The sequence below is a fragment of the Rathayibacter sp. AY1A7 genome, assembly GCF_002930845.1.
GTDB lineage: Bacteria > Actinomycetota > Actinomycetes > Actinomycetales > Microbacteriaceae > Rathayibacter.
In genome coordinates this window covers 133,327-157,841 of sequence record NZ_PSTL01000006.1, presented here as the reverse complement: position 1 = coordinate 157,841, position 24,515 = coordinate 133,327, and the positions used below count along the sequence as shown (strand labels likewise).

Below are 24,515 nucleotides of genomic sequence, written 5' to 3'. Positions count from 1 at the left end.
TCCCCCTCCCGCCCGCCGACCCCGAGCCGCCGCGTCCGCGCCCTCGCCGTCGGAGCCGCGCTCGCCCTCGCCGCCGCGCTGCTCCCGGCGCAGGCCGCCGCCGCCGCCACTCCCGCCACCCTCTCGGTGCTGAGCCTCGGCGACTCCATCACCCAGGCCTACGGGACCTGCGGCTCCTTCGCGGACTGCCCCCGCAACAACTGGTCCACCGGCACCAGCTCCTCCGTGAACTCCTTCGCCTCCCGCTTGCGGACCGCGCTCCCCGGCACCACCGTCACGACTGCGAACTTCGCCACCACCGGCGACGTCGTCGCGCAGGTCCCCTCGCGGATCGACGCCGCGGTCGCCGCCGGCGTGCGGCCGGACGTCGTCACCCTGCTCATCGGCGGCAACGACCTCTGCTCGCCCGACAACCGCGTCGCCTCCGACGGCTACACGATGACCCCGGCGAGCACGTTCCGCACCGGAGCCTCCGCCGCGATCACGAAGATCCGCACCACGTGGCCCTCCGCCCGCATCGTCCTCTCGTCGATGCCGAACGTGGCCTCCGAGTGGTCGGTCGTGAAGACCGGAGTCGGCGCGCTCGTCTGGGCGGGCGGCGACCTCTGCCGGACCACGCGCGGCGTCAGCTCCACCGGCCGCAGGCTCAGCAGCACCGCCGCGGCCGCCTCCGCCGCTGCCGCGAAGACGCGGACGACGCAGTACAACACCGCGCTGCAGACGGCGTGCAGCGCCGCCGGTCAGCTCTGCGACTGGGACGGAGGAGCGCTCACCGCGACCCCCGTCACCAAGGGCCTGATCGGGACCACCGACTACTTCCACCCGAGCGTCGCGGGCCAGGCGAAGATCGCCTCGATCCAGTGGACGGCGTCGAACTTCTCGAAGTAGCGGCCTCCGGAGCGGCCGCTCACGCGTCGAGCGGTCGCTCCCCCTCGCGGCGGCGACGCTGCTCCTCCGCGAGCCGCGCGTAGTGCGCCTCCTCGCGCTCGAGGTCGGCGAGCTGCTCCTCGGTGCTCTTCGGAGCGGGCCGCACCACCATCGGCGGCGGCGCCTGCTTCCGGCGGCGGGGCACTCGGCCGCCCGGCACGAAGGATCCGCCGTCGCCGCGCTTCCAGTCGTGCCCGAGCAGGAACCACAGCGAGACGCCGATGAGCGGGAGGAAGAAGATCAGCAGGATCCACACGATCTTGGGCAGGTTCTTGATGATGTTGTCCGGCTGCCGTACGACGTCGACCAGCGCGAGCACGGTCAGGACGATGATCACCAGCGAGAAGACGAACCCCATGCAGTCGAGGGTACGACGCCGCCGCGCGAGCAGAGTGCTACTCGGAGAGTCGCATCACGACTCCGGCGTCGAACACTCCGCGGTCCGCTCCTTTCCTCTCGCGCACCGCTTCGACCTCGCTCCAGGCCACTCCGAGCTCCGACGCGAGCGCATGCAGGACTTCCGCGACGTCCGCCAGCTCTTCGACGGACGGGGCAGCCAGGACCTCGTCGCATTCCTCCTTCAGCTTCGCCAGGAGCCAGGCCCGCCGCTCGCCGGCATCGACGGATCTGAAGCGCGCGTCGACACCGAGACCCCGGAGCAGTGCCGGTACACCGTCTCGGACGAGCTTCTCCCTCGTCATGTCAGCAGCCGGACGAGCTCTGATGCTGACGCGACGGACCCGCCCGCGTCGACGTCGGGGGCCCGGAGAGCGTCGACTGCACCACGGACATCGCTCCACGGAGGACGGTCTCCGGTCACATCGACGGCCGGGCCCCATCGAGTACCCTCCGCTGAAAGTGGACCGAGCACCTTCCCCCACCCCGACAACTCCACCCGATACCCGTTCGAACGCCTCTCCGGATTGTGACCTGGAAGAATGACGGCTGGCACCCCTGATGCCACGCACGTCGTCGCGATTCCATGTCCTCCGTGATGCACGACGGCAGCCAGCTCCGGAAACACTTCTTCGAGATCCCAGAGAGCCGCGACGTGGATGGCGTCCGGGACATGTCGATACGAATCCGCTGACGCCTGGTCTCCGGTCGCCACATAGATTTCTCCTTCCCAGTTCTCGAAAGCGTGCAGGAACTCCGAGTCGATTCCTCCTACCGTCCGATAGAACAGCAACCCGGATCCATGCAGACCCGCTTTGACCGGTCCGAGAACGCCAGTGAAAACCACTTCTCTCATACCGACGCGGCTCTCCATTACGTCAAGACTCGGCGCACTCGGTATTGCGATCAGCCCGCGTTCGAACAGTTCTCGAACATCTCGATCGACCAGGGGAAGCCCTCGCCGCCCAAGAGCCTCGTTGACCGCCATGAGCGGTCCGGTCCAGATCTCGGACACTCCCTCGCCCTGATAGCGGTAGCCGACGAGCTGATTGTCTTGGCATAGCGTGACGATCGGGATGGAGAGCGAAGCGCAAGCTACGATCATCGACAATCGGTTATCGTTGATCACCCGGTCCGGCCTGAACCGCTGGAGCACAGCGACGTCAGCAACGACTGCTTTATCGAACACGCCAGGATCTCCCCATTCTGCCCATGGGTCGATGTCTGCGACACCTTCGCGGTAATAGGCCGTCGTGAAGATTCCCGCCTTCGAGACCAATCGATCGTGCACCGCATTCTGCCGACCGAGTAGAACACAGTCCCAACCCGCGGAGTGAAAAGCCCGACCTATGGCTACCAGGCGCGTGACGTGGCCGTTCCCCCTTCCCCACGAGACATGCAGTACAACGGGGCGCTTCATGTCGCCCTCGCAAACCGAAAATTCTCAACGAGCGCGACGACAGTCGAATGCGATGCAGCGGCGACCAGGCCCACCTCTTCTCCCGCGAGAGCGAGTTCCCAGTCGGCGAGATCTGGAGTTGCGTTCGCTCGCGCGATCACCGTACGCAGGTGATGCGGAGGAAGAGAGCGCGTCAATGGCGCGGCGACCTTTTCGTGCGCATTGCCGATGACAACGTAGCCATCGACATCGCTACCAAGGGCTAGGACGTCTCGCCATGATGAGATCTCGATCTCTTGCGCTATTCCTGCATAGCCCCGCAGGTCTAGGGCGCCGGGGATCATGTGGACGTGCATGTGATGACAGAGGCGCTCTCCAGGACGACTTCGAAGACAGTGACCGGTACGCCCGTGCTCGAACAGAACGTAGTCCCCGAACTCTGCACAGATGCGCTTACCGAGGTCGGCCTCCAATGCGTCGAGCCGCTCTGCCGCCTGCGCATCCATGTCTGCGGCCGATGGATAGTGCCCGGTTGTGTAGATGAGGAGGTGACCCTGCCGAAGGGGAGCTGGATCAGAACAGACCGCGAGTCCGTCTTCCTCCCACACTCGACGCGGATTCGACCTGCAGAAGACGCATTCGGGGTCCCAGGTGACCGACATTCTTCATCATTTCCTTTCGCTCGAACTCGATGAGATGGACTGGACTGCGGCAAGTGCTAGATCGACCTCATTTGTCGTAGTTCTCGGCCCGAAACTCACCCGGACAGTCCCGCCATCGCCTGTGCCGAGAGTCTCGTGGGCCAGAGGAGAGCAATGCAGTCCGGCGCGAACGAGAATGTCGAAGCGTTCTTCGAGGAGCGAAGCAGCAACACTCGGGGTCACACGGTTCATCCGGAACGACACCACTCCGACAGGTTCTTCGGCGCTGGGCGATTCGATGAGGGTGACCGCGCCACCACCACTGAGACCAGTAACGAATCGTTCTCGCAAATCGGTTGCTCGACGCCGCCTTCTGGCGATCTCGGCCCCGTCCAACAGCCTCAGAGCCGCGCCTAACCCGGCGATTCCGATCCCATTCTGTGTTCCCGCCTCTTGCGACCAGGGCAGCCAGCAGGGATGATCCCGACTTTCAGAACGTCCACCCGATCCGCCGGTGACGAAAGGCGACAACCGGACACCTTCTCCGACAACAGCGCCACCAACACCCAAAGGTCCCCCCAAACCCTTGTGCCCAGCGAACACCAGCACGTCCGCAAGACCCGCGTCGACATCAAGGTACCCAAGCGCCTGCGCCCCATCCACGGCGATGAAAACACCGGCCTCTCTGCAGATTTCAGAGATTTCACGGATCGGAAGCACTGAACCGGAGACGTTGGAGGCCCAGGTGACAATGACCCCGGCGACTCCGCCGGCAAGCAGTTGCTCCTGCAGTCGATCGAGATCGAACGGTCCGCTGGTCGAGGGCGGAATGATCTCATGCCTGACCGAACCCTCCTGCGCCGCTGCATGAAGTGGCCGAACCACTGAATTGTGTTCGAAAGCGGACGTCAGGACGCGGCCCCCGATCGAGCCCAGGTGGTGCACAACCGCATTGAGAGACATCGTTGCATTCAGCGAGAAGGTCACCCGCTCCGGATCGATGCATTTGACCAGATCTGCTAGCGACTCACGAGCTGCCCAGACTTGGCCCTCAGCCCAAGCGGATAGCCGGTGCCCCGACCTGCCTGGGCTTGTTCCACGTTCAGCATAGGATTTCATGGCGTCCACTACATGATGCTCCTTGGGAAAAGACGTGGCCGCAGAATCGAGATAAATCACTCCGCACCTCTTCGTGTGGGTCTTCGTCGGTTCGATGTGATGATGAACATATATCCCACAGCCATCCACGCCGACGACTGGCACGAAATGACACTCGCCGCGCCTGGCTCTGTGAGAGCTGGACAGCGGGCGAGCCTTGGCGCCACGTCTGCGCGTGCGCTTGGTGTTCACGACCCGAGGGGTGCCACGCGCGCCACACTCTGGTCGCCGAAGGGCACAGCCTGCTACGGTCTCGCACATCGAATTGCGAAGTCACAAGCGAACTGACGTGAAGCGATCACTCCTTTACCGCGTCATCGCGGAGTGCAGTCCGCAACGTACAATGAGGGCCGGCTCTGCGATGCCTCCAGGTACGCGAGAAAGGATGAAGGCATGTCAGGACCGTTGATCTTCCCGCAGAAAGCAGACGGTGTTTCTCCGGAGGTTTCAGTCGTCGTTCCGACCTATGACCGCCCTGACGAGTTGAGAAGAACTCTGACGACATTAGCGCAACAAGAGGCGTCGTTCACCTATGAGGTCATCGTCGCAGACGACGGCTCTTCGAGCGATACCGTTGCGGTCGTCAAGGCCTTCGAACACGCAATTGACATCTCATACACTCGCCAACGAGACGACGGGTTCCGCCTGAGCGCGGTAAGGAATCTCGGCGCACGAGCATCTCGGGGCAGAACACTGATCTTCCTCGATTGCGGCACTCTCGCGGGCGAGAACCTGATTCAGTCCCATGCGGCGAACGTGGAAGTCGGTAAACGCAGTACAGCAGGGCCGACCTACGGCTGGGACTTCTCTGGCGAAGATGCCCATGCATTCCGTTCTCTTGTCAGCGGCCCGGACTGGCGCACAAGACACATGGAGATGGCTACGCGGCCCGGCTACGCTGATTACAGATCGGACAAGTGGTTGGATGTCGATGTCCGGCGGGTTCCGCTGGCGGTCCCCTGGCGTTTCTACTGGGGACGGAACATTGCAGTGGCGCGATCGGATTTCTTCTCCGCGGGCGGTTTCGACGAGCGCTTCTCAACTTATGGAGTCGAAGATGTGGAGTTCGGCTACAGGCTATGCCGGATGGGCCTTTCTCTTCACTGGATAGAGGACGCGTGGGGCGTAGAACTGCCGAGCATCTCCGAAAATACAGCCGAACAAGCAAGAAGCAATCGAGCTAACCTGGAACAGTGGGCCGATCGATGTGTCGATATGGAAATCGAGTTCTTCATCTGCAACAGGCCCCTGGCGCAATTGGAGCAGCCCGAGTGGGAGCGCGTCGCGAGGTGGGCTCGAGATTCAACGAACAGCCGAGCTGACCTGCAGATCCTTCGTCAGCATCCGAACGACACATCGATGCTTTTCGTCGGACTGATGTCTGAAGTAGCTCATTCACGGTCCGTCGTCGCGCTCGGGCCGGGTTTTCCCATTGCGTCCGAACATCCGAGCGGCTGGTCGACTGCACGGCGACCGGTCAATCTCAACGCGATCGGGATCCGATGCGGTTTCGCCGAACGCGAATTCGACATGGTGTACCTGAGCGATGCGATGGCGCCCCTGGCTGCAGTGTGGGGTGAGCATCTTCTGGCCACGGCCCGGAGGTGCGGGAAGGACCTGTTGCTGGGGCGCGGTCTCGCCGCGACATTTCAATCAGCGGGGATAGGGTCGGACGGCTTTTAGGTGAGAGATATTCAGTGGCGCGCATCAGTTTCGGATCGCAACGACCCGGGCGACATCGAGGATCCACCTTCGTCCGCCCGCGCCAACTAGACCGGTCAGCGACTAAGGAGGAACCACTGTCTGGCGCTCGCGTCCCACAATCCGTCGCCCTGACCCTGCTGAGCAACGCGACCGTCGGAGGCCTCACGAGCGTAGCCGTTCCCGTCTCCCTCGACTCGGCCGGTCACTCAAAGGGCGAGATCGCCGTGTTCTTTCTCGTCAACGCGGCCGCCGCCATCGTCTACAACACCCTGCTCGTCCCTACAGTTCGCCATCACGGGTACCCGCGCAGCGCATTGGTCCTGACCTGCGCAGCCGTCCCGGTCGCCCTCCTTGCACTCCGCGCGACCGCAGGTACATTCGTGCTCGTCATGCTGAGCGGCGTTCTCCTGCTCCTCGTCAGCACGATCGTCCCGCAGATCTTCGGCCGCGTCGCCGCGCAGCTGAGTGACGACGAACAGGTCGCCGCGGTCACGCGTCTTCGGCTGATGACGGTCGGCGGATACATCCTCGGCCTCGTCATCTACTCGGCCGTGTCCGCGCTCGGGCTCGATCCTCTCTTGATCGCCTCCGTGTTCGGCGGCATCACGATGATCGGTGCGACCTGCAGACCATTCGCTGGACGCGCGTTCCCGCGCGAGCACGATGGCGGAGAAGTCGGAACGCCTCGAGCGAGAAGCGGAGCGTTCTTCACTGCGCTTGTCCTCGTGGCGCTTCTCAAGTCGGCCGACACCCTTCGGGGGATCTATCTGCCGCTGTTCGCTGTCTCGTCCGGGCTCCGCCCTGCCGAGGTGCCTCCTTTGTTCCTGATATCGGCTCTACTGGAGTTGGCCGCGCTGCCTCTGCTCGGTCGGCTCAGCGCGGCCCGCGGCAGCGCCGTCACCCTCGTCGTGATCGCCCTCTTCGGGGTCGGATCGTTCTCGCTCCTGCTCCTAGCGACCACCTATCCGGTGCTGCTGCTGGCCCAGGTGCTCTACGCCGTAGTGGGCGTCGGCTTTCAGAGCACCGGCCTGGTCCTGCTCGGTCGAACGAGCAGGGGCGGAGTCGGCGCGGGCGCCAGCGCATACACGGCCGTGACGCAGGTCGGGACCGTCCTCGGAGCAGTGCTGCCGCTGATGGTCGAGGGCTACTCGTCCGGGATCTTCGTCATCGCGACCGTCCTGGTGGCGCTGGCCGGGATGCTGGCCGTCGCGCTGCGGGCGGTCGGCGGACGCTGGTGACGGCATCCGATCGCGCCAGCACACCGGCGACTCTTGCGCACCGGATGCTGACTTTCTCGCGAAGCGCTGAATCAGACCGATGCACGCGTCTCAGCCGTAGTTGCGCACCCCCGCCCGGCCCTTCCGCGCTCATGACACCATCGGATGATGACCGAGACGCCGCGCGCCCCCGCCTCGACACCGGTGAAGAAGCGCCTCACGGCCGCCCGTCTCGCCCTGATCGCCGGCCTCGTCCTCGCCGTCGCTGGCCTGGCCGCGCTCGCACTCGTGCCTCTGCAGTACGCGAACATCGACCGTCAGGGCTTCGACTACGTCTGCAGCGTCAGCCTCGGCGGTGTCCCGCCCGAAGCGGGAGAGCTCGTCCGCGGCTTCTGGTCGTGGTGGCCGCTCGGCGCAGCCTGTGAATGGAAGCTCCTCAACGGCACGACGGTCGTCGACCTCCCCGACTGGTCGACGACCGTCGTCGCGATCGTGGGCGCCGTCCTGCTCGTCGTCGGAGCGGCGCTCGCGATCGCGTCGCCGTTCCTCCGCCGCCGGAGCGCTCCGGCCGGGACCGCCTAGCGGTCGAAGAGGTTCCCGAGGTCGCCGAGCCCCGGCAGCTGGAAGTCGGAGCCGAACTCCGACACCTGCTCCCCCAGCCCGGACACGTGCTCACCCGCACCGGAGACGAACTCTCCCGCGCCGCCCGTGATGTCACCGAAGTCGCCCAGATCGCCGAACCCGCCGGCGAGGTTCTCGAAGTCCACGCCGAGGCCGGACGCCCGCGCGAGCAGCGGACCGGCGACGCTGCTGATCACGGCGCCGCCCGCGACCGCCGCGAGCAGTCCGCCCGCCGCGCCGAGCCCGATGCCCGCCGCCGCTCCGACGCCGGCACCCGCGAGGGCGCCGCGGGTCCCCGGCTTCGAGAACATCTTCTTGAGGAACCCCGGGTCGTTCGCCTCGCCGCGCGTCGCCGCGCGCGCCAGGTCCTCGGGTGCGGACGACCGCGGTTGCTCGTTCGCGGGCAGCTCCTCGCGGAGCCGCGCCTCGACCTGTGTGCGCTGCGCCGTCGTCAGCTTCGCGAACGCGTCCCGGTGCACCTGCTCGAGCTGCTCGGGGTCAGCGGTGCGGAGGAGGTAGTCGTAGCGCGCGATCGCTGCGCGGTCCTCCTGCGTGACCACCGGCTGCTGCCCGGGCCGGGCGTCCTGCGGGCGCGCGGAGGGTCGCCGCGGTGAGTCGTACTGCTGAGGCGGCTGGGCCTGCCCGCTCCGCGAGTCGCCTGTCACCTTGTCGGCAGCGGAGCGCACGAGGTCGCGCCAATCGGTCGTCCCGCTCGAGGACGAGCCCGAGCCGCTCTTCGAATCGAGCGCCTTCGACGCCATGCCGAGAACGCGCTTGAACATGCTCACAGAGAACCTTCCGTCGAGTACCAGCCTCGATCATGGCGGCGCCGCCTGAGCGAAGGCCCGCGAGACGCCCTCAGAAGGCCGTGAGCGCTGGGCCGAAGGCCGTCCGGAGTCTTTCCCGGAGGGCGTCGTCGCAGACGTACACGTACGTGCCGAGCATCCCGCGGGTCAGGAGCACCGCGTAGATGTTGACGATGTACTGCAGGAGCTCGTCGTCGGTGTAGTCGCGGCCCATCCGTCCCGGGTTGTTCTCCTTGCCCTTCTTGTCGTGGTAATCCGAGCGGGAGACCCTCAGCCGGCCCTTCTCGCTGTCCCACCTCAGGTCCGGGCCGATGACAACTCCCGCGTAGTTCAGGTCGTACCCCTGCACGGTGTGGATCGAGCCCATCTCGTCGGCGGAGCCGGGCGACGCGATCCAGTCGACCTGCGTGCTGTTCCAGCGGAGCCGCTCTCCCTGGATCTCGATGTCGGCGGCTGACGGATCCTTCCGCGACGTCCAGCTCCACGCGTAGCCGGCGACCAGCCGCGCCAGACCGCTCTCCTCCTCCCGCTGCCGCAGGTCGCGCCGCAGGGCTCCGAAGTCGTCGTAGAAGCGGAGGTCGTACTCCCCGAGGTCCGGTCGCCGGGGGAGGTCTGCTGCCGTCGGATCGAGGACGGCGCGCACCCAGCCGACGTAGTCCGTTCCGGCGCGCACCCGCATCTGCGAGGTCAGACGGTGCAGGCGGCCGTCCTCCTGAGCGGATCGGATCAACGCATCGATCGCGGGCCGCGGCAGGTCTGCCGGTCGGACCGACTGCGCCGCGTCGAGAAGGAGGATCTGGTGATCGCTCTTCGCGCGGATCCAGTCGAGCTGAGTCCGGGCGTGATCGTCGGAGCCGAACAGCGCAGTGGTGATGTCCGTGAACTTCTTGTTGAGGGAGCCCGACGGCTGGTTGGCCCGCTGATTGAGGCGGTGCGACTCGTCGACGACGAGGAGGTCCCAGCGTCCCGGGTCCTCACCGACCTGGAAGGGAGTGAGCACCATCTTCTCGTCGAGCCCTGTGGTCTTGGCGAAGACCTTCTTGATCGAGGAGCGCAAAGACTGCTGCGGCACGACGATCCCGACCCGCAGCCCGCGCATCAGTTCGCGGGTGTCGGCGAAGAAGAAGTCCGAGAAGACGGAGTCGCCCTCGACGAGGTCGTCCAGCCGGTCCTCGCCGGGAGCCTCCTCGGCTCTGTCGATCCTCTCCGCGAACAGCCGGACGTCCGCGAGGAGCTTGAGGAGGTAGACGGCGACGATCGTCTTGCCCGTCCCCGGCTCCCCCTGAACGATCGACGTGGACTGCGTCTGCTTCCCGAGGTCCTCTACGAGCGCGTCGACGATTCCGACAACCGCCGCCGCCTGCTCGGAGGTGAGCGTCTTGAAGGGCGACAGTTTGAACAGGTCGCTGTTCTCGATCTCGGCGATGCTCCGCGTGAACAGGCCTTCCAGGCGCAGCTGCTCGAAGATCTCGGCGAAACGGTCCTGGTAGGCCGCCCGGTCGTAGTAGTCGGAGTCGACGATCCCCTCATTGCGATTGAGGACGGCGAATCGCCCTTCCGCGAAGAGCAGCTTGATCAGGAAGGACTCGAGATCGAGGCAGACCGACTTGTTGAACCTCGGATCGACGATCACGCGCGCCGTCTGGAGATCGACCTTGTCGATCGAGCCCAGGTGCTGCCGCAGCCGGCTCGCCGCGCTCCTCGTCTCTCCGACGTAGACCCGCGGAAGACGCCTCGCGCGGCGCTTGCTCTCGTCCAGGACGTAGACGACCGGCCAGTTCGAGCGGCGGTCGTCCGTCATCGCCCAGACCTTGACGGACGGCCCGTCGAAGACGATCCGCTCGATGTCAGAGGGCGTCATACCGGGCGCTGCTTCCCCGAGCCCTGTCCACCGGGTACTTCTCGCGCGTCCGCACGAGCTTCGACCGCACCAGGTCCTCGGGGTCGGCGCCGATCCTGTCCACGAGCAGCAGGCAATAGGTGAGGACGTCCGCCAGCTCGGAACGGACGGCATCCCGGTCGGCGTCGGAGCCCCACTGGAAGCATTCGAGCAGTTCCCCCGCCTCGATGGCGATGCTCTTCGCCAGGTTCTCCTCCGAGTGGAACTGCGCCCATTCCCGCTCGGCGACGAACGCGGCGAGTTCGTCGCGCAACTCACGTGTGGTCATGGAGCGACGCTAGCGCAGGCCCTGCTTCCCGACACGGGCGGCAGCAAGGGCCGGCGGCCCGGGGCACCGAAGCTGCCGCACGCAGGACCAGCCACTATCGGGGCCGTTCGCCCGGCGTGCGTCGACCGCGGAGTGTGCCAGCGCTTACGGCGGGGCACCCGACCACGTGAAGAAGCTCGTCAATCAGGTCTTCCTGGCGCGTGTTCTCGTTCACGCGAACGAGACCATCACCGTCGAGTTGAACGAACCCTTCGCCACGACCGTCTCAACCGCCGTTCAGCTCGCAGCACACGAAAAAAGCACCACTCGAAAGAGTGGTGCTCGGAGCCTCAGCAGCTCCCTGGAAGCCGGGATCGGCGCCGTCTCGGCGTTTTTCTCTGGCAAGGGTCTTGGTGACGACACTGTGGTGCCCCTATCTGCAACTAATCAAAAAGATGGGAGCGCGCGCTGGTGGCCGCCAGGACAGGAATCAACAGGGGTGACGAACCGGAACCGCCCGCTCCTCCGGTTGGTGTGCAGGCCCTCCGTCAGCGCCGGGTGCGGCTGTCCGACGAGCAAAAGGCCAAGCTGGCCGCTGAGTACGCAGCCGGTGGGAACATCCGCCAGCTGGCGACGTCATGGGGCGTCAGCCGAGAAGCCGTGAGGTCAGCGCTCAAGCAGCAGCACGTTCCGATGCGTCGCGTTGTGCTGACAGATCGGCAGGTGGAGGATGCGGCTTCGCTGAAGACGCGGGGCTGGTCGCTGAACCAGCTTGGCGCGCTCTACGGCGTCGATCCGAAGACGATGAAGGCGAGGCTCCAGGCGCAGGCTCGAGAATCGGAGTAGAGACGACCGCCGCCTTGCTGTCGTCCCGCACGTAGTCAGGCTGCTCCATCTTCCAGCGAACGTACGCGATCACGGCACGAGCGAACTTCTTCTTGTCGATGCGTTGAGCGATGGGCACGATCGTCACGTTGCTGGACGCTCCCCCGCCACGCTTCGAGTCGTGCTCCTTCGCTTCCGCGACGGAGGCGTAGGCCGGCGGTGGACTGCGGTGCCGACGAACGATTTCCTTGCGCTGCTCGTCTGTGACGCCGTGGGCTCGGGAGGCAGTGATGAAGGCACCCTCGATCAGCTTGAAGCTCTTGCCCACTTCGTTACGCATCGAGGGATGCTTCACGTCGAGCTCCTTGCGGTGCTCGAGGAACTCCTGCTCGCCGTAGTCACGATCCGTGGCGTAGTACTCATGGATGTCGAACTGCTTCGTCAGGTCGAGCAGGGCAAAGAAGACCTGCAGGCTCTGGTCCTGGAAGACGAGGCGGAGGAATTGGTGGCGGCGGAAGTGCTCTGAGGAAGTGATGCGTGGCATTTTTCAGTGCACTTACCAGTCACCACTTGGTCGCCACCCACTCAGGTACTTTTCTGCCAAGAGCACAATCTCTGTCTCTCCGTCAGCATTTCTCAACGAGGAAACAGCATCGTGCAGTGCTTCTTCAGAACCAAAGATGCGCAATAGCGCGTCCCACTGAAGCCGCAATTCTTCGTTCACTGAGCGGGAATCCATCGAGCTCGATGTCGCCAACGACTTTCCCGTCACGAACAGGGCTCTAATTTCAGCTACGTCTTCGATGGTGGGCGCCGAGTAGGAGTCGCCCTCACGTTCAATTTTAAGGTAGTAGACACGAAGTAGGGCCCATTCAGCTTCAGGATTGACCGAGGACCCTACAGTCACGCGTGAGAAAAAGTCTTGACGAAGACGGTCGGTCACCTCCTCATCAACGCTAAGACCGTCAGTTACATCGTCCCCACTAACGGACTCAATAAGGTCAAGCTGAGACGACCAGGTTTCGACACCTTCGAGTATCTCCTCAACCGCTGCTTTTCTTGTCGCTACATCTGTCAATGTGCGCAGTAAACGAACGATCACCCTGCCAACAACTAAGTCGGGGCGCATCATGTCGAACATCCCCTTTCGAGGCCGGTCAGGAATGTATGAGATGCGATTCAGTAACACAGTCGACGCCGGTACGACGGCTTCTTGATCGTACTCGTCCTCGTAGGTTTCTAAAGCACTAATTACACCTTCAAGATCAGCCGGTTTGATGCTGTCGAGGATTTCGGCGAACTTTGCTTCGCTACTCATCGCTTCAAACGCACGCTCCGCCTGGCGAAATGCGAGAGCACCATCTGAAGCGACGCGGTCGAAATAATGATTGAGATTCTCGCGGTGTGCTAGAAGATGATTCCTCCGCCAAATACGTTCAGATCCCGAGCCGTGATAATTGTTTGCTGTGTACTGAAGACCAGCAGGAAACACGCGAGCAACAAGGGCCTTCACCAACCCAACGTCCTCGCCAGCAGACCCCAACAATTGATCGATCTTTGCCTTCTCGCGTTCGTTCGACCGAGAACCGAAACTAGCGGATACAGTAGTTAGCTCCGACCGCACGTCCCGCAAACCCCGAAAAAGCTCGGGGCGGAAAATTCTTATCGCTTCGAGAGCGACTAGATCAACCACCTCAATTTCAGACCCGAGGCTGATAAGGGTAGATCGCGCAGAGATTGCAAACCTACTCACATCGCGGAGGTTGGCGATTAAGGGTTCTACTACTTCAAAATAAACGTCCACCCAACGCTTCCCGTCGAATCTGATATTCTCCACTTCGCCGATGATAGAATTTAGCCTGTCGAACAGCACAGCGCGAACAGCGCTCTCTCTGGGAATGGGTAGGTCAAAACCCAGCTGCACGATCTTCTCCAGGTAGGAACGCCCGGGTATATTTTGTTCGTCTAGCGCTGACTCGACACGCTCCCGGTCAAATGCGAGTAGGTAGATGATATTTGGGAAGCTTGCTGTCAGCCGAAACAGCTTAAATATTTCGCGAATTTCTTCCGTGGTCAGTCGATCAATATCGTCAATCACGACAACTATCGGCTCGTCGAGCGCGGCAAGCGCATCTGACACGGCCGTCCGTAATGGCTTCGCTCCGCTCTCCTTCTTCGCTCGCCACCATTTTCCAGCTGACCTCAACGACTTAAGGCTTCGGTCAAAGTAGGCGCCCACAAAAGGGACCATCGCAACCGGCGAGAGGATATCACCATAGTCATCTAGACCTTTAGCAATTGATTCCAGTTTAGAGGAACCCGATACACGCAGCTCAGCAGCAATCTCACGAAAGAAGACGTCTACCAGTGAAACGGAGCCTGAGTACAACCAAGGATTGAAGTCGAGAACAATAAGCTTAGGCTCATCCTCGAAATGCTCGCGCATCAAATTTATGAAAGAAGTCTTTCCTGATCCCCATGGTCCCATCACAGTGGCCACTAGACCTTGCGATGCATCTTGAGCACGCAAATCCCTAACGTACTCGCTCGCTAAGATCGACCGTTCAAGCAGGTCCGAAGCGTTGCTCTCAATTGGATTGTCACTCGTAGCCCCGGTGGTGTCAGACATAGCCTCTCCTTTTGAGTCATTCAAACACAATTTCCTGCGCGTTTCAATAGCCGGACCATGCTTGAGTAGGTCAAACCGCTTGCGCTTAAATTTGACTGATTGTCAAACATGAGCTGGAAGAGTAAAATAAAGTCAGGCATAGATGACTTGGTGGAGTCAGAGCACCGCTCAAACAAACACCTATGCAAAACCAACATTTTCGCAGCAAGCTGCAAGGAGAATCATGATCGAAATTACGGCACGTCACATGGTGGGAGGGCAGCGAAACGAACACATCGCGGCCGTCCGTTACGCCAGTGGAACCGAAACAAAGGAAGTGACACGCGAGGGAATGGTGAAATGGCTTGACGAATCAAAGTCAAACCAAGCAATCGTATACTCACAGAATCGTCGAAATAGCTCCTACGTCGGAGTAGTCCACCGCGACAACGCTCCAGATTACATCCGCACTTATGCGGACAAGCAGTGGAACGACAATCTGCTTACACTTCCAGAGTACTAAATCTCAGAACGCTTTGGGATGAGGAGCCTCACTTCGAGTAGGGCTCCTCATTTCACGCGCGAAACATGCCCCCGGTACGTCTGTGGAAAACTCGACAGTGGTGGAGCGCTGGTCTCCGAAGTGCTGATTTGGTACCGGTGCTGGTCCCTCGCAAAGAATCTGAACTCAATCTTCAGAGGTAGCAATATCCGCCGAAGTCGCGCGGCAGGTCATCGATGTACCGGTCCTGACAAAAAAGGCCGCTCGCTGGTGCGATCGGCCTCTGTTACGATGTGCATGATAATGATAATCATAATCGTTATGGTGCACCTATCTGCAACTAATCAAAAAAGATGGGAGCGCGCGCTGATGACTGCCAGGACCGGGATCAACAGGGGTGACGAGCCGGAACAGGCTGCTCCCCCGGTTGGCGTGCAGGCCCTTCGTCAGCGCCAGGTGCGGTTGTCCGACGAGCAGAAGGCCAAGCTGGCCGCTGAGTACGCAGCCGGCGGGTGCATCCGTCAGCTCGCCGCGTCGTGGGGCGTCAGCCGCGAAGCGGTGCGCTCAGCACTCAAGCAGCAGCACGTTCCGGTGCGTCAGGTGACGCTGACCCCTCGGCAGCTGGCCGATGCGGCGGAGCTGAAGACACAGGGGTGGTCGTTGAACCAGCTTGGCGCGCTCTACGGCGTCGATCCAAAGACGATGAAGGCGAGGCTCCTGGCGCGGGCTCAAGAATCGGGGTAGAAACGACCGCTGCCTTACTGTCGTCTCGTACGTAGTCGGGCTGCTCCATCTTCCAACGGTCGTACTTAAGCACCGCACGAACGAACTTCTTCTTGTCGATGCGCTGGGCGATGGGCACGATTGTCACGTTGCTAGACGCTCCTCCGCCCCGCTTTGAGTCGTGCCGCTTCGCTTCCGAGACGGAGGAGTAGGCCGGCGCCTGGCTGCGGTGCCTGCGAACAATCTCCTCGCGCTGCTCGTCCGTGACGCCGTGGGCACGGGAGGCTGTGATGAAGGCACCCTCGATCAGCTTGGAGAACCCATCACGATCGGCCCCACAGTGACCTCACGGGGACCCCAGACGGGGAGGGACTAGATCGAAGGGGCTATCGTTGTGCCGTGAGCAACGACACATCAGACGAGCTATCTAGCCCTGATCCCAGGACAACCAAGTCGAGCGAAGCGCTACCGACCAGCGAGGCAGGCCAGGAGCAATTCCGCGATGAAATGATCGCCCAGGAATACGACAGCCTGGGTGACGGAGTGTACCGCGAGATGTATGAGGACTGACGACGTGGAGCAAATACCTTCGCTCTTCGGCGACGAGCGACACGCCGAACCTGCCACTAATAGTGACCATGAGATGACTGAAGCCACGCGGGATCAGATCCGCCGTGCGTTTGGGAAGTTAGGCATTACGTCTGCCCGCGAACAATTTGAAGTGGTCGCAGAACTCACGAGTTTACGAATTAGCTCGGTAGCCGAACTAACTCAGCGCCAAGCACTGACTCTTCTCCTTAGCTTGACACAGCGAGTCGAGTCGGCCAGTACGCGCCTAACCGGGAACGCGTGGGCGGACCGCGACGAAGACACCTGGATCGACAAACTGTAGCGCTCGCTGTGAGCCCAGTAAAGGCTAATTAGACAGGAGCGCTTGACTCGATCCGCGAACAAACTCCTCACCCTCCCACCACAGATCGGCCGGTGTCAAGCTTGCGGCGGCCAACCTGCCCGCAAACGACGTGAGCTATGACCGTCGATCTAAAGAGGTCTAGCAACTTTCGGCAATAGCGAAAGCGGTCACCGTTAGCAATCTAGCCAACCAATGATTGAAGATAGCGAGCGCAGCGGTACCGCCACGATAAACGATCGTTGCGCTCGCGCTCACAAAATGCTTTGTCGCCCGAGTCAACGGACGCATCGTCTGCGCCAACCCGCAGGACCACCACACGCGGCTACTTTGCCACGGTGCGACCGCAGTGCCCACTCTGGAAGAGCCTCGCCCGCAAAACATCCCCGCGAGAACTGCTGCTTTCCTAGTCTCGCGAACCGCTCGTCGCTCCTGCACCCAAATTGACCAGCTGAAGAAGGACTACAACGAGATCCCGGCGCGGTAACCCGTCATAGCCAGCGACAGGCGCGCGGAACGGGATGCGCGTCAACGGCCTAGTTCACCAGCACAGGCACCTTTAGGCGGGCCGCACGTTAAAAACCTTTGATGATTCTGCGCGATCGCTTGGCAATCTCCCCCGCGGGCGCTCCGGTGCCGATGATCCCGGAACAACCGCCGAGTGGCCAACCTTGAACGACCCGCTCAGGACGAAGTCCGCCAGGGCCTCCTAGATCGCCACCGATCAGGACGAAGACCCCAACGCATTTCGCTTCAACCGAATCACTACCTCAGTGCGCATGCGCTTCGCCAAGCCCTCTCCCGATGTGCCTCTCCCTATGGGTAAATAACGGCGTCCTTCGGGGAGCTCTCGCTCAAACCGATCCACGGGCGTAAATCCCGACTTCTCAAGCGCAAGCTGCGTAATTTCGTCGTTACGTATGTAGTTCCCGCGGAGAGTGGAATTACCAACCACCGCGACTATGTCTCCGCCTGGCTTCGTGACACGTGCCGCTTCCACTGCAAAACGCTCCATGTCATGGGCATACCGATATATGATCGAGCTTGGGAGGCTAGCCCGGTCGACTGCATCTCGGGTCACGATCCTCATGACCTCAGAAGCAGAATCAGATGGGTCGAAACTTAATTTGCGCTCCGCGCCGATCGAATCCGAGCGAATCGCCCGCAACTCCCCGATGGTGTAGTTCAACCATACTAGGGATAAACGATGACCACGTAGGTAATCGATTGCATTTAGGTACGGCGGCGAAGTTATCATCAGATCCACGGACGAACTTGGCACAGATAACATCGCTCGAGCGTCCCCTCGGGAAACGGTCGCCTTGCCAAGTATGCTCCGGTTAATCAAAAGACGCGAAAGAGCACGGACTGAGCCCTCAAAACCGGCGAAGACATCATATTCATTTGACTCGATGGTTCGGTGCGGGCGGCTGTGAGAGGTATCGGATGCTAACGACGCCTTGGGCGACTTCGTAATTATTAGCCGTGACATCGCTACTTGCAACACACGACGCACATCAGCGGACGGAACATTGGCAATCGATCTGCTGAGAATGCCGAGCTGTCTGATCTGCTTCGGCGCGAACCAGAACTCGACGAACCTAGTTGTGGCTTCATCATGCCATTCCGGCGGGTTGTATTCAGCACGCTCACAATCACTACGTACACTCTCTGCGGCTGCAAGAACAAGATCAGCGGGGACCTCAGTCGTCGTCACACGAGACATTAGGACGGCGAGTGGGTCCATGTCAGTCCCGACTGCATCGTGACCACGCGCGACTGCCGCAGCAAGCACGGTCCCTGACCCACACATTGGATCGAGAACATTCAACTTGCGGTCAAGACCCACCCGCTGACCCAGCACATCAAGCGCCAGGTCCGACGCCATGCGAGCAGGGAAAGGGTGGATGGTACGAGCGACCACAGTCTCGGCCTCCAATGTTGATCCGACGAGCGGGCACAGACTCGGCCAGCTTAACAGCTTCCTCGCGAGTTCGCGATCACGCCCGGTCGGATGAAGCTCCATCCGACACCTCGGTCGTGGACTCCAGTGGCGGCTGCGCGGGAGGCGCTTCGGCGTAAAACACCTCCGGAAGCCTCGGAACGCCCTGCCGAAGAAAGTAAGAACCAAACTTTTGCAGGATCTGCGTAATATGAGGATCAATCAAGCGGCCCTCCCGCGTTTCCTTGAGATCCCCCCAAGCGCTGATGCCCCAGCTTCCAAAGCTAAACCGATAAGGAGTTGCATCGTCCTTCAGAACATGGATCACATGCGAAGTGGCGCTGTCATTCCTGCGATAGTTCTCGAAGTTGTTCCGCAGCTCCGTATTCTTGACTCTTTTACCCGTGATGGTCACGATCCTCACGGCGTCGACGTGCTGACCCTTGCGAGGCACGAGGTCACATGCAGGGGTGACATTCAGATAAACGGTGTTTGCATTGACTCTAAAGAAATCGCCGGGCATCAGAACGTCTTCATGGAGCGAATCATTGGGGACGACGGAGGCTCTATGTATGACCCGACGTACACTGGACGCAGACGCTCCGCCACCCCCACTCGCAGCACTGCTCGCGACCACCGACGCGTCAAAAGTTATGGCCTTGAATCGATGAAGGATGTTTCTCGAAAGCACTTCGGCCAGTTCGTGGCTCTGATTGACGCCGTCTAGAGAAGACGCTGCCCACAAGACTGATGACCAGTCGACCGACGATCCCTCAAACTCCCCGAATGTTGAGATTTTCGCGGCCTCGTATGCCTCATTCCAATTTCGAAGCGCGTATACAGCGGGATGGCTGCGAGCCCACATATCCAGTTCACTAAAGAGTTTCCCAGCAACCTCGGACTTCCGACGCACCATGATCCGCGTCCTCAGTCGATCTTCGCTTAGAGAAAGGTCTGAAATCAACTTCTGCCAGATATCGGACGGATCTTCGGTGCTGAGGATATACACGGGGCAGTACAGGTTCTCAAGAATGCTTTGCAGAACCCGGATCAAATCTGCGAACCGATCTTCATCGAGAGTCCCAGGAATGCGGACACCCTCTTCAATGAACTCCGGTAGACTGTCATCCGTAGCGACGATCGGCTTCAGATCCCAATCGAAGATGATCATCGAGAATCCCCGCCAATGCGGAACCTCGTCTAAGGACGGCAAAGTGCGATACCCGATCAGCGGAAATCCGGCGGCCTGAATTTGCGATACGATCTCGGCGATGGTCGAGTCATCTGAATCGTAGGTGTCATCTACGATAAGAGCTGGGCCAATGAACTTTGCGTGCGCGCCTGTCATTTCTGCTTCCCCTCAAGTTCCTCTAAATCAAACGTCACTTCAAAGACGGCACCAGTCAATGCATCAGACCCCCCAGACGAAGCAACTTCTACCTCAAACCCGGTCCGAAGGCCGACCTGCCGCGCGATGTACAGTCCGAGGCCTTTCCCTGCCTCGCCCTTTCCCGAGTAGAACGGCTCGAAGACATAGGGCGCATCTTCGTCAGAAATACCTGGCCCATTGTCCGAGAACACCAATCGTCCACCGCCCGCGTCCAGAACAATGAGAATTTGCGGGCTAGGAGTCTTGGCGGTTTGCAGCCAATAGACGGCGTTGTCGAATAGATTCAATAGGAGCTGAAGCAATGCGGCATCGGTCGCAAATACGCTAAGACTGCCGCGTTCGACCACCCTTACGTTAATCGATGATCGTTCCAGCAGGGTTCGATATATGAGCGTTACACGTCGAACGACATCCGCAACAGCTATGACTCGTCGTCGTTGCCTTATCGAGACAAAGAGGCCCTGGATGTCTTGCATCCGCGAACCGACGAACAACAGAGACTCGACCAGAGATTCTGCCTTAGCCCGAACACCATCATCAGCGCACGGTGCGCTCGATAGCCAGCTTTGCAAGTCCCGAGAATATTTTACGCCTTGCGATAGCGCAGCCAAGAGGTCGTGGGATGCCGCTTCGACAGACAATCCCACACCGGCCAGATCTTCGGTCGTCTCCACTAGCTTAGTAAGATACTCCCGTTCCTTCAAGTAAGCGCGTTCGAGGACACGAAGCTGCGCAGCGCCCTCCGCGCTAACGTGGCCGCTCGACGCAACCTCCGAGAACATACGCGGCACTTTGGCCTTCTGATAGTCAATTGAGGCAGTTCGATCCGCGAGACTCGCACGGTAGCGAGAAAACGGATATGAACGGACCCACGAGAGGATGACCTGCAGAAGGGAAATTAGGTCGCCTGAGGTACGCCCATCTTCAAGAAGTCCTTCGCGATTCGTCTTATCCCTTAGCCCGGGATTCGCCGATTGAGTGATGTAGACAAATCCTACGGTCTGATCATTGCTCAGTTCAAGGTCGGCGCCTTGAGTACCTCGGATCGTGTCAAGCCGAAGCCAATCGTCATCCGGATCGCCGTAGGGCAGAACTCTGACACCATCGCGATACAGATAAATTCGGTGCTCTTTGACGACACGTTTGTCATCGGCGTTTAGCTTGTATTGCACAAACGCATTTGGCGTAAGGTCAAATACGAAGAAGGAAAAGTCAAAGGATCCCGGCGAGGCGCCGATTGAAACCAGCTCTTCTTCAGTCGGGAAGAGTTTCTTGAAAACTCGTAGACCTGACACCTCAGGGTGGCGAAGGGAAAGAATGGTCTCGACGCCGTTGACCGATATAAGGAACTCTTGCGACGTTGCAGAATATGTTCCATCGACCTTCAAGACTGCGTTGTCATTGAACAGACGTTCGAGCTGAGCATCGGCTCGTTGCCCGAAATCCCGTTCCTCACCATTCGTTCGAAAGCGAATTGAGAACGGTAGAACAGATTCAGTAGACAACGCCTGGCTGACTTGGGTATTGCGAACGAGCGGGCGAAGACGAGCGACCTCCTTATATGCCCCCTCGATTGTCGAGTCATTCCACGCTGAGCGAAGAGCCGTAATTTCGATCCTAGTGCCGTGGGGTCCATAGGTACCACCATCCAGAAAGAGAGCTGGCGTGCGCCGAGTGAGCTGGACGCTGATTTCATCAAGGAACACAGGAGCCGATTCGGTCCTGCCGCTTACATTCTCATCCAGGAACATGAGGTCATAGGTCAGTGCAATTTCTTCGGCAGCCCCGCGAGCTCTAGTGACAATTTGAGCACGACTTCCGAGCTTGAAGATCGCAAATCGACCGATGCCCTTCTCCCCCTGCATGACCCTTCCGCCAGATGTCAGTCCCCGTTCCAGCTTTCGCAGTCTCTTGGTAGGCGTTGCGGGATTCAACCAGTGCCGCGTTATCGTGTCATAGTCCATGCCGTCACCGTTGTCGGTGATAGCAATCAACGCGCTAGGCGAGTTTGCCCCTTGCTCGACTTCATTGAAGTCGACGTCGACGCCCGTGGCGTCCGCGTCGTAGCAGTTCTTGAGCAACTCCACTAGAGCAATTTTGTCATTCTTGATCAGCTGTTCGCCTAGCATGGTCAGCAACCGCGCGTATGGACGGACTCCAACAACTTCGTGCGAATGCGATACTTGCTCCGTTGCCGTCATCCTGACAGCTTAGCCTCCGCGATGCTGCACGCGGATCAGCGTTCAACACTTCCGCCGACCCGCATCGGCGCGACTACGCCATCGCAGCGGAGCCGTCCTGAGAACGCTGCGTCGCGGTTGCTCACCTCATCGATGGAGCGCCTACGGTCCGTCGCTACCGCGTGGCGGGGCAGACGATGACCTCGGCCTCGCACAGCTTCCTACGCGGTGCGCCCTAGCTTCGGTAGGGCTAGCAACACCGTTGGTACGAGCTTCGCCACCGGACGCGGTTTTGCTCTCTCTGGTGCTTAATCCGACCTATGATGAAGCATGACTAGACGACAGGTATTCAGAGAACTGGCGCTTCACGCCCTGCGGGATTCTTCGAGTCAGGCGCTCCAATTACGAGCGATATATGACAACGTGAGTGAACTCAGGCCAGATTTGACCGACGATGAAGTCGAATCCGATTCGGGCCGCCTAAAATGGAAGCATGAATTGCGCTGGGAGATTGAGTCTTTAGTGAGGTCGGGCCTAATACTACGACGCAAAGAGCTGGGCCGAGGATGGTATTCAAATGCCTGAAGAATGTGTACCTGCGCTAGCTCACTTTGAGCACGGCGCGGACTTAGCTCGCGCGAAGGAGTTCAGTTAACGCGGATCAACCAGTTCTACGGGACGGCTTTCCTCAGCGCGTCCAGACGCCCAACCCCGCCTTGATTAATACAGTCTAGGGCGACTTTCCCGATCTGCTCAACGTAGGCATGCTCGTCGTTCGCAATATCGGCAGCAGCATTTACGGGTGAATAGAGGCGAAGAGGAGTTGAGGATTCATTTGCGGGTCGCCCCCTTATGTCTCGACTCGTAATTATCAGTGGCTCATCACCAGTCCAGTGGAAGCCGACTTGCAAATCAAATTCAGAAAGTAACTGCGATTGGCCAGTCGATCGGACGATCGAAAAAAGATCACTGACTGCACATTCTGCTGTTCGAGCCTCGACATAGGAACGAGTTAGAGCTCTAGACAAATTACCGCTTGTGTTGCTTACTGCGGATAATAGTGTGACGGAACCATCGTCGCATAGTGAGATCCATGACTCACGTCTCGGCAATCGGCCATTTCTTGCCGGTCTTGAGGGCGCAACCCAACGGCGAAGGCCTGGTCTAATATCGACAATGTCGACATGAACAAGCGGATGCTCGTCGTCATGCTTGGCGAGCGACAATGAAAACTCGCGCGCGAGAAGCAGGATCGTCTGGGCGTCCTTTTTCGACAACCGATTCACTGAGCTCGCCGCACGAGGACGCGCTACGCCGACAAACCAGAAGCGTTCGTCCTCGACATGACCCTGCTTCGCCTCCTCGAACAAGCCGTTGAGGGCGTTAACAGAGTCGACCTTGCCCGCAATGCGAGTGCGGTATTGGGCCTCAATCTCTCGCTCCTTCATCCAGACGGTGTCGGCATCGTTCCTTACTGGAGCGCCGAAGAAGTCGTTTTTATAGATCAAATGTGGTACGTCTGCGCTAGCACTGACTTCGACGACAACGACTCGGTTATGAGGCGCGCCGAATTGATGAATCGACAGTCCGAATAGTGGCGGATTGATAGCGACGACGGCAGCCTGACGGAGTGCTCTTTCTCCCGCTTCGTCAAGACCGTCGGTGCCACACCTCTCAAATGCAGCTTTTTGGCTCTCGCGGATACCGTAAATGATCAGCCCCCCACCGCTGTTCGCCATAGCAGCGACGTCTTTCGGAAACTCCGAGCGGCTGAGGCCCTTCAAATCTGGGAGCTTCGATTTCCAATCGAGCTGGTTGCTCTCTTTCACAGCACGCGCGACCGCAGCGTCGATGAGACTCTCGGTGATTGGTCCTGCTGGAAGCCCGAGCGCGCTGTGCAGGGCAGTTACTGACACAGCATGAGCATACATGAAAGACTCCGTCGACCAGCGAAACGGTACGACGGCCGTCTACCGCCGCCTCAGCTCAACAGGAAAAGCGTGTCGTTGTACTGATGCCGGCGGAGCGTGACGAGTGATAGCTCTCGCCGATAGGGGCACGCGACGGTGCAAACCGCCCGTATCCTTGGGCAGAGGGTCTACATTGTGACATCGAGCTACGAAGTACGGCGATCAGCACTCCGGTAGATGCCGTTGCCGATTGTACGCCCGCCCTCGAGATCCATATCGAGTGGTAGCTAGGAGGACATCGTCAGTCACTTAGCAGCACAGACCAAGACCGTGGTGCATAACTCCCAGCGTTGCGTGGCACAGCGACTAAGGTCGACCAATTGTCCGCGCCCGTGTGGCCCGTTTAGCGGTCGAGGCCGTGAGACAAAAGGTTAATGGCGCCAGTGGGTTACAGGAATGGTTCCCTACATTGCCACGTCTGCGTCGAGACCCGGCGGTGCGGGTCGACG

At 60.4% G+C, this 24,515-nt stretch carries 21 protein-coding genes; 7 read left to right on the top strand and 14 right to left on the bottom strand.

Going from position 1 to position 24,515, the window contains the following annotated elements:
- Positions 1–888, top strand: an 888-nt coding sequence (locus C5B95_RS07450; protein WP_104348853.1) for a GDSL-type esterase/lipase family protein, incomplete at its 5' end; no start/stop codon positions are given.
- Positions 889–907: 19 nt separating this feature from the next.
- Here C5B95_RS07450 and C5B95_RS07445 read toward each other — a convergent pair.
- The 5 genes from C5B95_RS07445 to C5B95_RS07425 form a co-directional block, all read right to left on the bottom strand.
- Positions 908–1,285: a PLD nuclease N-terminal domain-containing protein gene (locus tag C5B95_RS07445; RefSeq protein WP_104291645.1), complete on the bottom strand. Its 378-nt coding sequence runs from the start codon at positions 1,283–1,285 to the stop codon at positions 908–910.
- A gap of 37 nt (positions 1,286–1,322) precedes the next feature.
- Complete coding sequence (locus C5B95_RS07440) at positions 1,323–1,628, bottom strand: nucleoside triphosphate pyrophosphohydrolase (RefSeq protein WP_104224621.1); 306 nt, start codon at positions 1,626–1,628, stop codon at positions 1,323–1,325.
- A complete protein-coding gene (locus C5B95_RS17165) occupies positions 1,625–2,614 on the bottom strand; it encodes a glycosyltransferase (RefSeq protein WP_146076538.1) in 990 nt (329 codons plus the stop codon). The genes C5B95_RS07440 and C5B95_RS17165 overlap by 4 nt, the downstream gene beginning before the upstream one ends.
- Before the next feature lie 125 nt (positions 2,615–2,739).
- Positions 2,740–3,228: a hypothetical protein gene (locus C5B95_RS17160; protein WP_146076537.1), complete on the bottom strand. Its 489-nt coding sequence runs from the start codon at positions 3,226–3,228 to the stop codon at positions 2,740–2,742.
- Between the two features lie 162 nt (positions 3,229–3,390).
- On the bottom strand, positions 3,391–4,542 hold the full coding sequence (locus tag C5B95_RS07425) for an aminotransferase class V-fold PLP-dependent enzyme (protein WP_181065646.1): 1,152 nt from the start codon (positions 4,540–4,542) through the stop codon (positions 3,391–3,393).
- 372 nt (positions 4,543–4,914) lie between these two features.
- Here C5B95_RS07425 and C5B95_RS07420 point away from each other — a divergent pair, with 372 nt between their 5' ends.
- From C5B95_RS07420 to C5B95_RS07410, 3 genes are all read left to right on the top strand, one after another.
- Positions 4,915–6,204 carry a glycosyltransferase gene (locus C5B95_RS07420; protein WP_104348851.1) on the top strand — a complete coding sequence of 430 codons (1,290 nt, stop codon included), beginning with the start codon at positions 4,915–4,917 and terminating at the stop codon, positions 6,202–6,204.
- A 14-nt stretch (positions 6,205–6,218) separates the two neighbouring features.
- The gene (locus C5B95_RS07415) at positions 6,219–7,463 is read left to right on the top strand and encodes a hypothetical protein (protein ID WP_146076536.1); all 1,245 of its coding nucleotides are present in this window, start codon (positions 6,219–6,221) and stop codon (positions 7,461–7,463) included.
- A 147-nt stretch (positions 7,464–7,610) separates the two neighbouring features.
- Complete coding sequence (locus tag C5B95_RS07410) at positions 7,611–8,024, top strand: hypothetical protein (protein ID WP_146076535.1); 414 nt, start codon at positions 7,611–7,613, stop codon at positions 8,022–8,024.
- Here C5B95_RS07410 and C5B95_RS07405 read toward each other — a convergent pair.
- From C5B95_RS07405 to C5B95_RS07380, 5 genes are all read right to left on the bottom strand, one after another.
- Positions 8,021–8,845 carry a hypothetical protein gene (locus tag C5B95_RS07405; protein ID WP_258059860.1) on the bottom strand — a complete coding sequence of 275 codons (825 nt, stop codon included), beginning with the start codon at positions 8,843–8,845 and terminating at the stop codon, positions 8,021–8,023. The two genes, C5B95_RS07410 and C5B95_RS07405, sit on opposite strands and share 4 nt — an antisense overlap.
- Before the next feature lie 76 nt (positions 8,846–8,921).
- The gene (locus C5B95_RS07400; protein ID WP_104348848.1) at positions 8,922–10,730 is read right to left on the bottom strand and encodes a DUF2075 domain-containing protein; all 1,809 of its coding nucleotides are present in this window, start codon (positions 10,728–10,730) and stop codon (positions 8,922–8,924) included.
- Entirely contained in the window at positions 10,717–11,037 is a 321-nt protein-coding gene (locus C5B95_RS07395) for a nucleotide pyrophosphohydrolase (RefSeq protein ID WP_104348847.1), read from the bottom strand. The genes C5B95_RS07400 and C5B95_RS07395 overlap by 14 nt, the downstream gene beginning before the upstream one ends.
- A gap of 652 nt (positions 11,038–11,689) precedes the next feature.
- Positions 11,690–12,385 carry a hypothetical protein gene (locus C5B95_RS17155; protein WP_146076534.1) on the bottom strand — a complete coding sequence of 232 codons (696 nt, stop codon included), beginning with the start codon at positions 12,383–12,385 and terminating at the stop codon, positions 11,690–11,692.
- 12 nt (positions 12,386–12,397) lie between these two features.
- On the bottom strand, positions 12,398–14,470 hold the full coding sequence (locus C5B95_RS07380) for a P-loop NTPase fold protein (RefSeq protein ID WP_104348844.1): 2,073 nt from the start codon (positions 14,468–14,470) through the stop codon (positions 12,398–12,400).
- A gap of 142 nt (positions 14,471–14,612) precedes the next feature.
- Between C5B95_RS07380 and C5B95_RS18075 the strand changes: the two genes are divergently transcribed.
- The 3 genes from C5B95_RS18075 (at position 14,613) to C5B95_RS17435 (ending at position 16,244) form a co-directional block, all read left to right on the top strand.
- A complete protein-coding gene (locus C5B95_RS18075) occupies positions 14,613–14,972 on the top strand; it encodes a DUF3892 domain-containing protein (RefSeq protein WP_104348843.1) in 360 nt (119 codons plus the stop codon).
- 348 nt (positions 14,973–15,320) lie between these two features.
- Positions 15,321–15,695 (top strand): hypothetical protein, encoded by a 375-nt coding sequence (locus C5B95_RS07370; RefSeq protein ID WP_146076533.1) that lies wholly within the window; start codon positions 15,321–15,323, stop codon positions 15,693–15,695.
- A gap of 378 nt (positions 15,696–16,073) precedes the next feature.
- Positions 16,074–16,244, top strand: a complete 171-nt coding sequence (locus C5B95_RS17435) for a hypothetical protein (protein ID WP_181068025.1) — start codon at positions 16,074–16,076, stop codon at positions 16,242–16,244.
- 1,064 nt (positions 16,245–17,308) lie between these two features.
- Here the strand turns inward: C5B95_RS17435 and C5B95_RS17150 are convergent.
- The 4 genes from C5B95_RS17150 to C5B95_RS07360 all read right to left on the bottom strand — a co-directional run bounded on the left by C5B95_RS17150 (position 17,309) and on the right by C5B95_RS07360 (position 24,012).
- The gene (locus C5B95_RS17150) at positions 17,309–18,472 is read right to left on the bottom strand and encodes a hypothetical protein (RefSeq protein WP_146076532.1); all 1,164 of its coding nucleotides are present in this window, start codon (positions 18,470–18,472) and stop codon (positions 17,309–17,311) included.
- A 112-nt stretch (positions 18,473–18,584) separates the two neighbouring features.
- Complete coding sequence (locus C5B95_RS17145; protein WP_146076531.1) at positions 18,585–19,874, bottom strand: hypothetical protein; 1,290 nt, start codon at positions 19,872–19,874, stop codon at positions 18,585–18,587.
- The gene (locus C5B95_RS07365; RefSeq protein ID WP_104348841.1) at positions 19,871–22,117 is read right to left on the bottom strand and encodes an ATP-binding protein; all 2,247 of its coding nucleotides are present in this window, start codon (positions 22,115–22,117) and stop codon (positions 19,871–19,873) included. Before C5B95_RS07365 ends, C5B95_RS17145 begins: the two co-directional genes overlap by 4 nt.
- A gap of 650 nt (positions 22,118–22,767) precedes the next feature.
- A complete protein-coding gene (locus C5B95_RS07360) occupies positions 22,768–24,012 on the bottom strand; it encodes a helix-turn-helix domain-containing protein (RefSeq protein ID WP_181068024.1) in 1,245 nt (414 codons plus the stop codon).
- Positions 24,013–24,515: the final 503 nt, after the last annotated feature.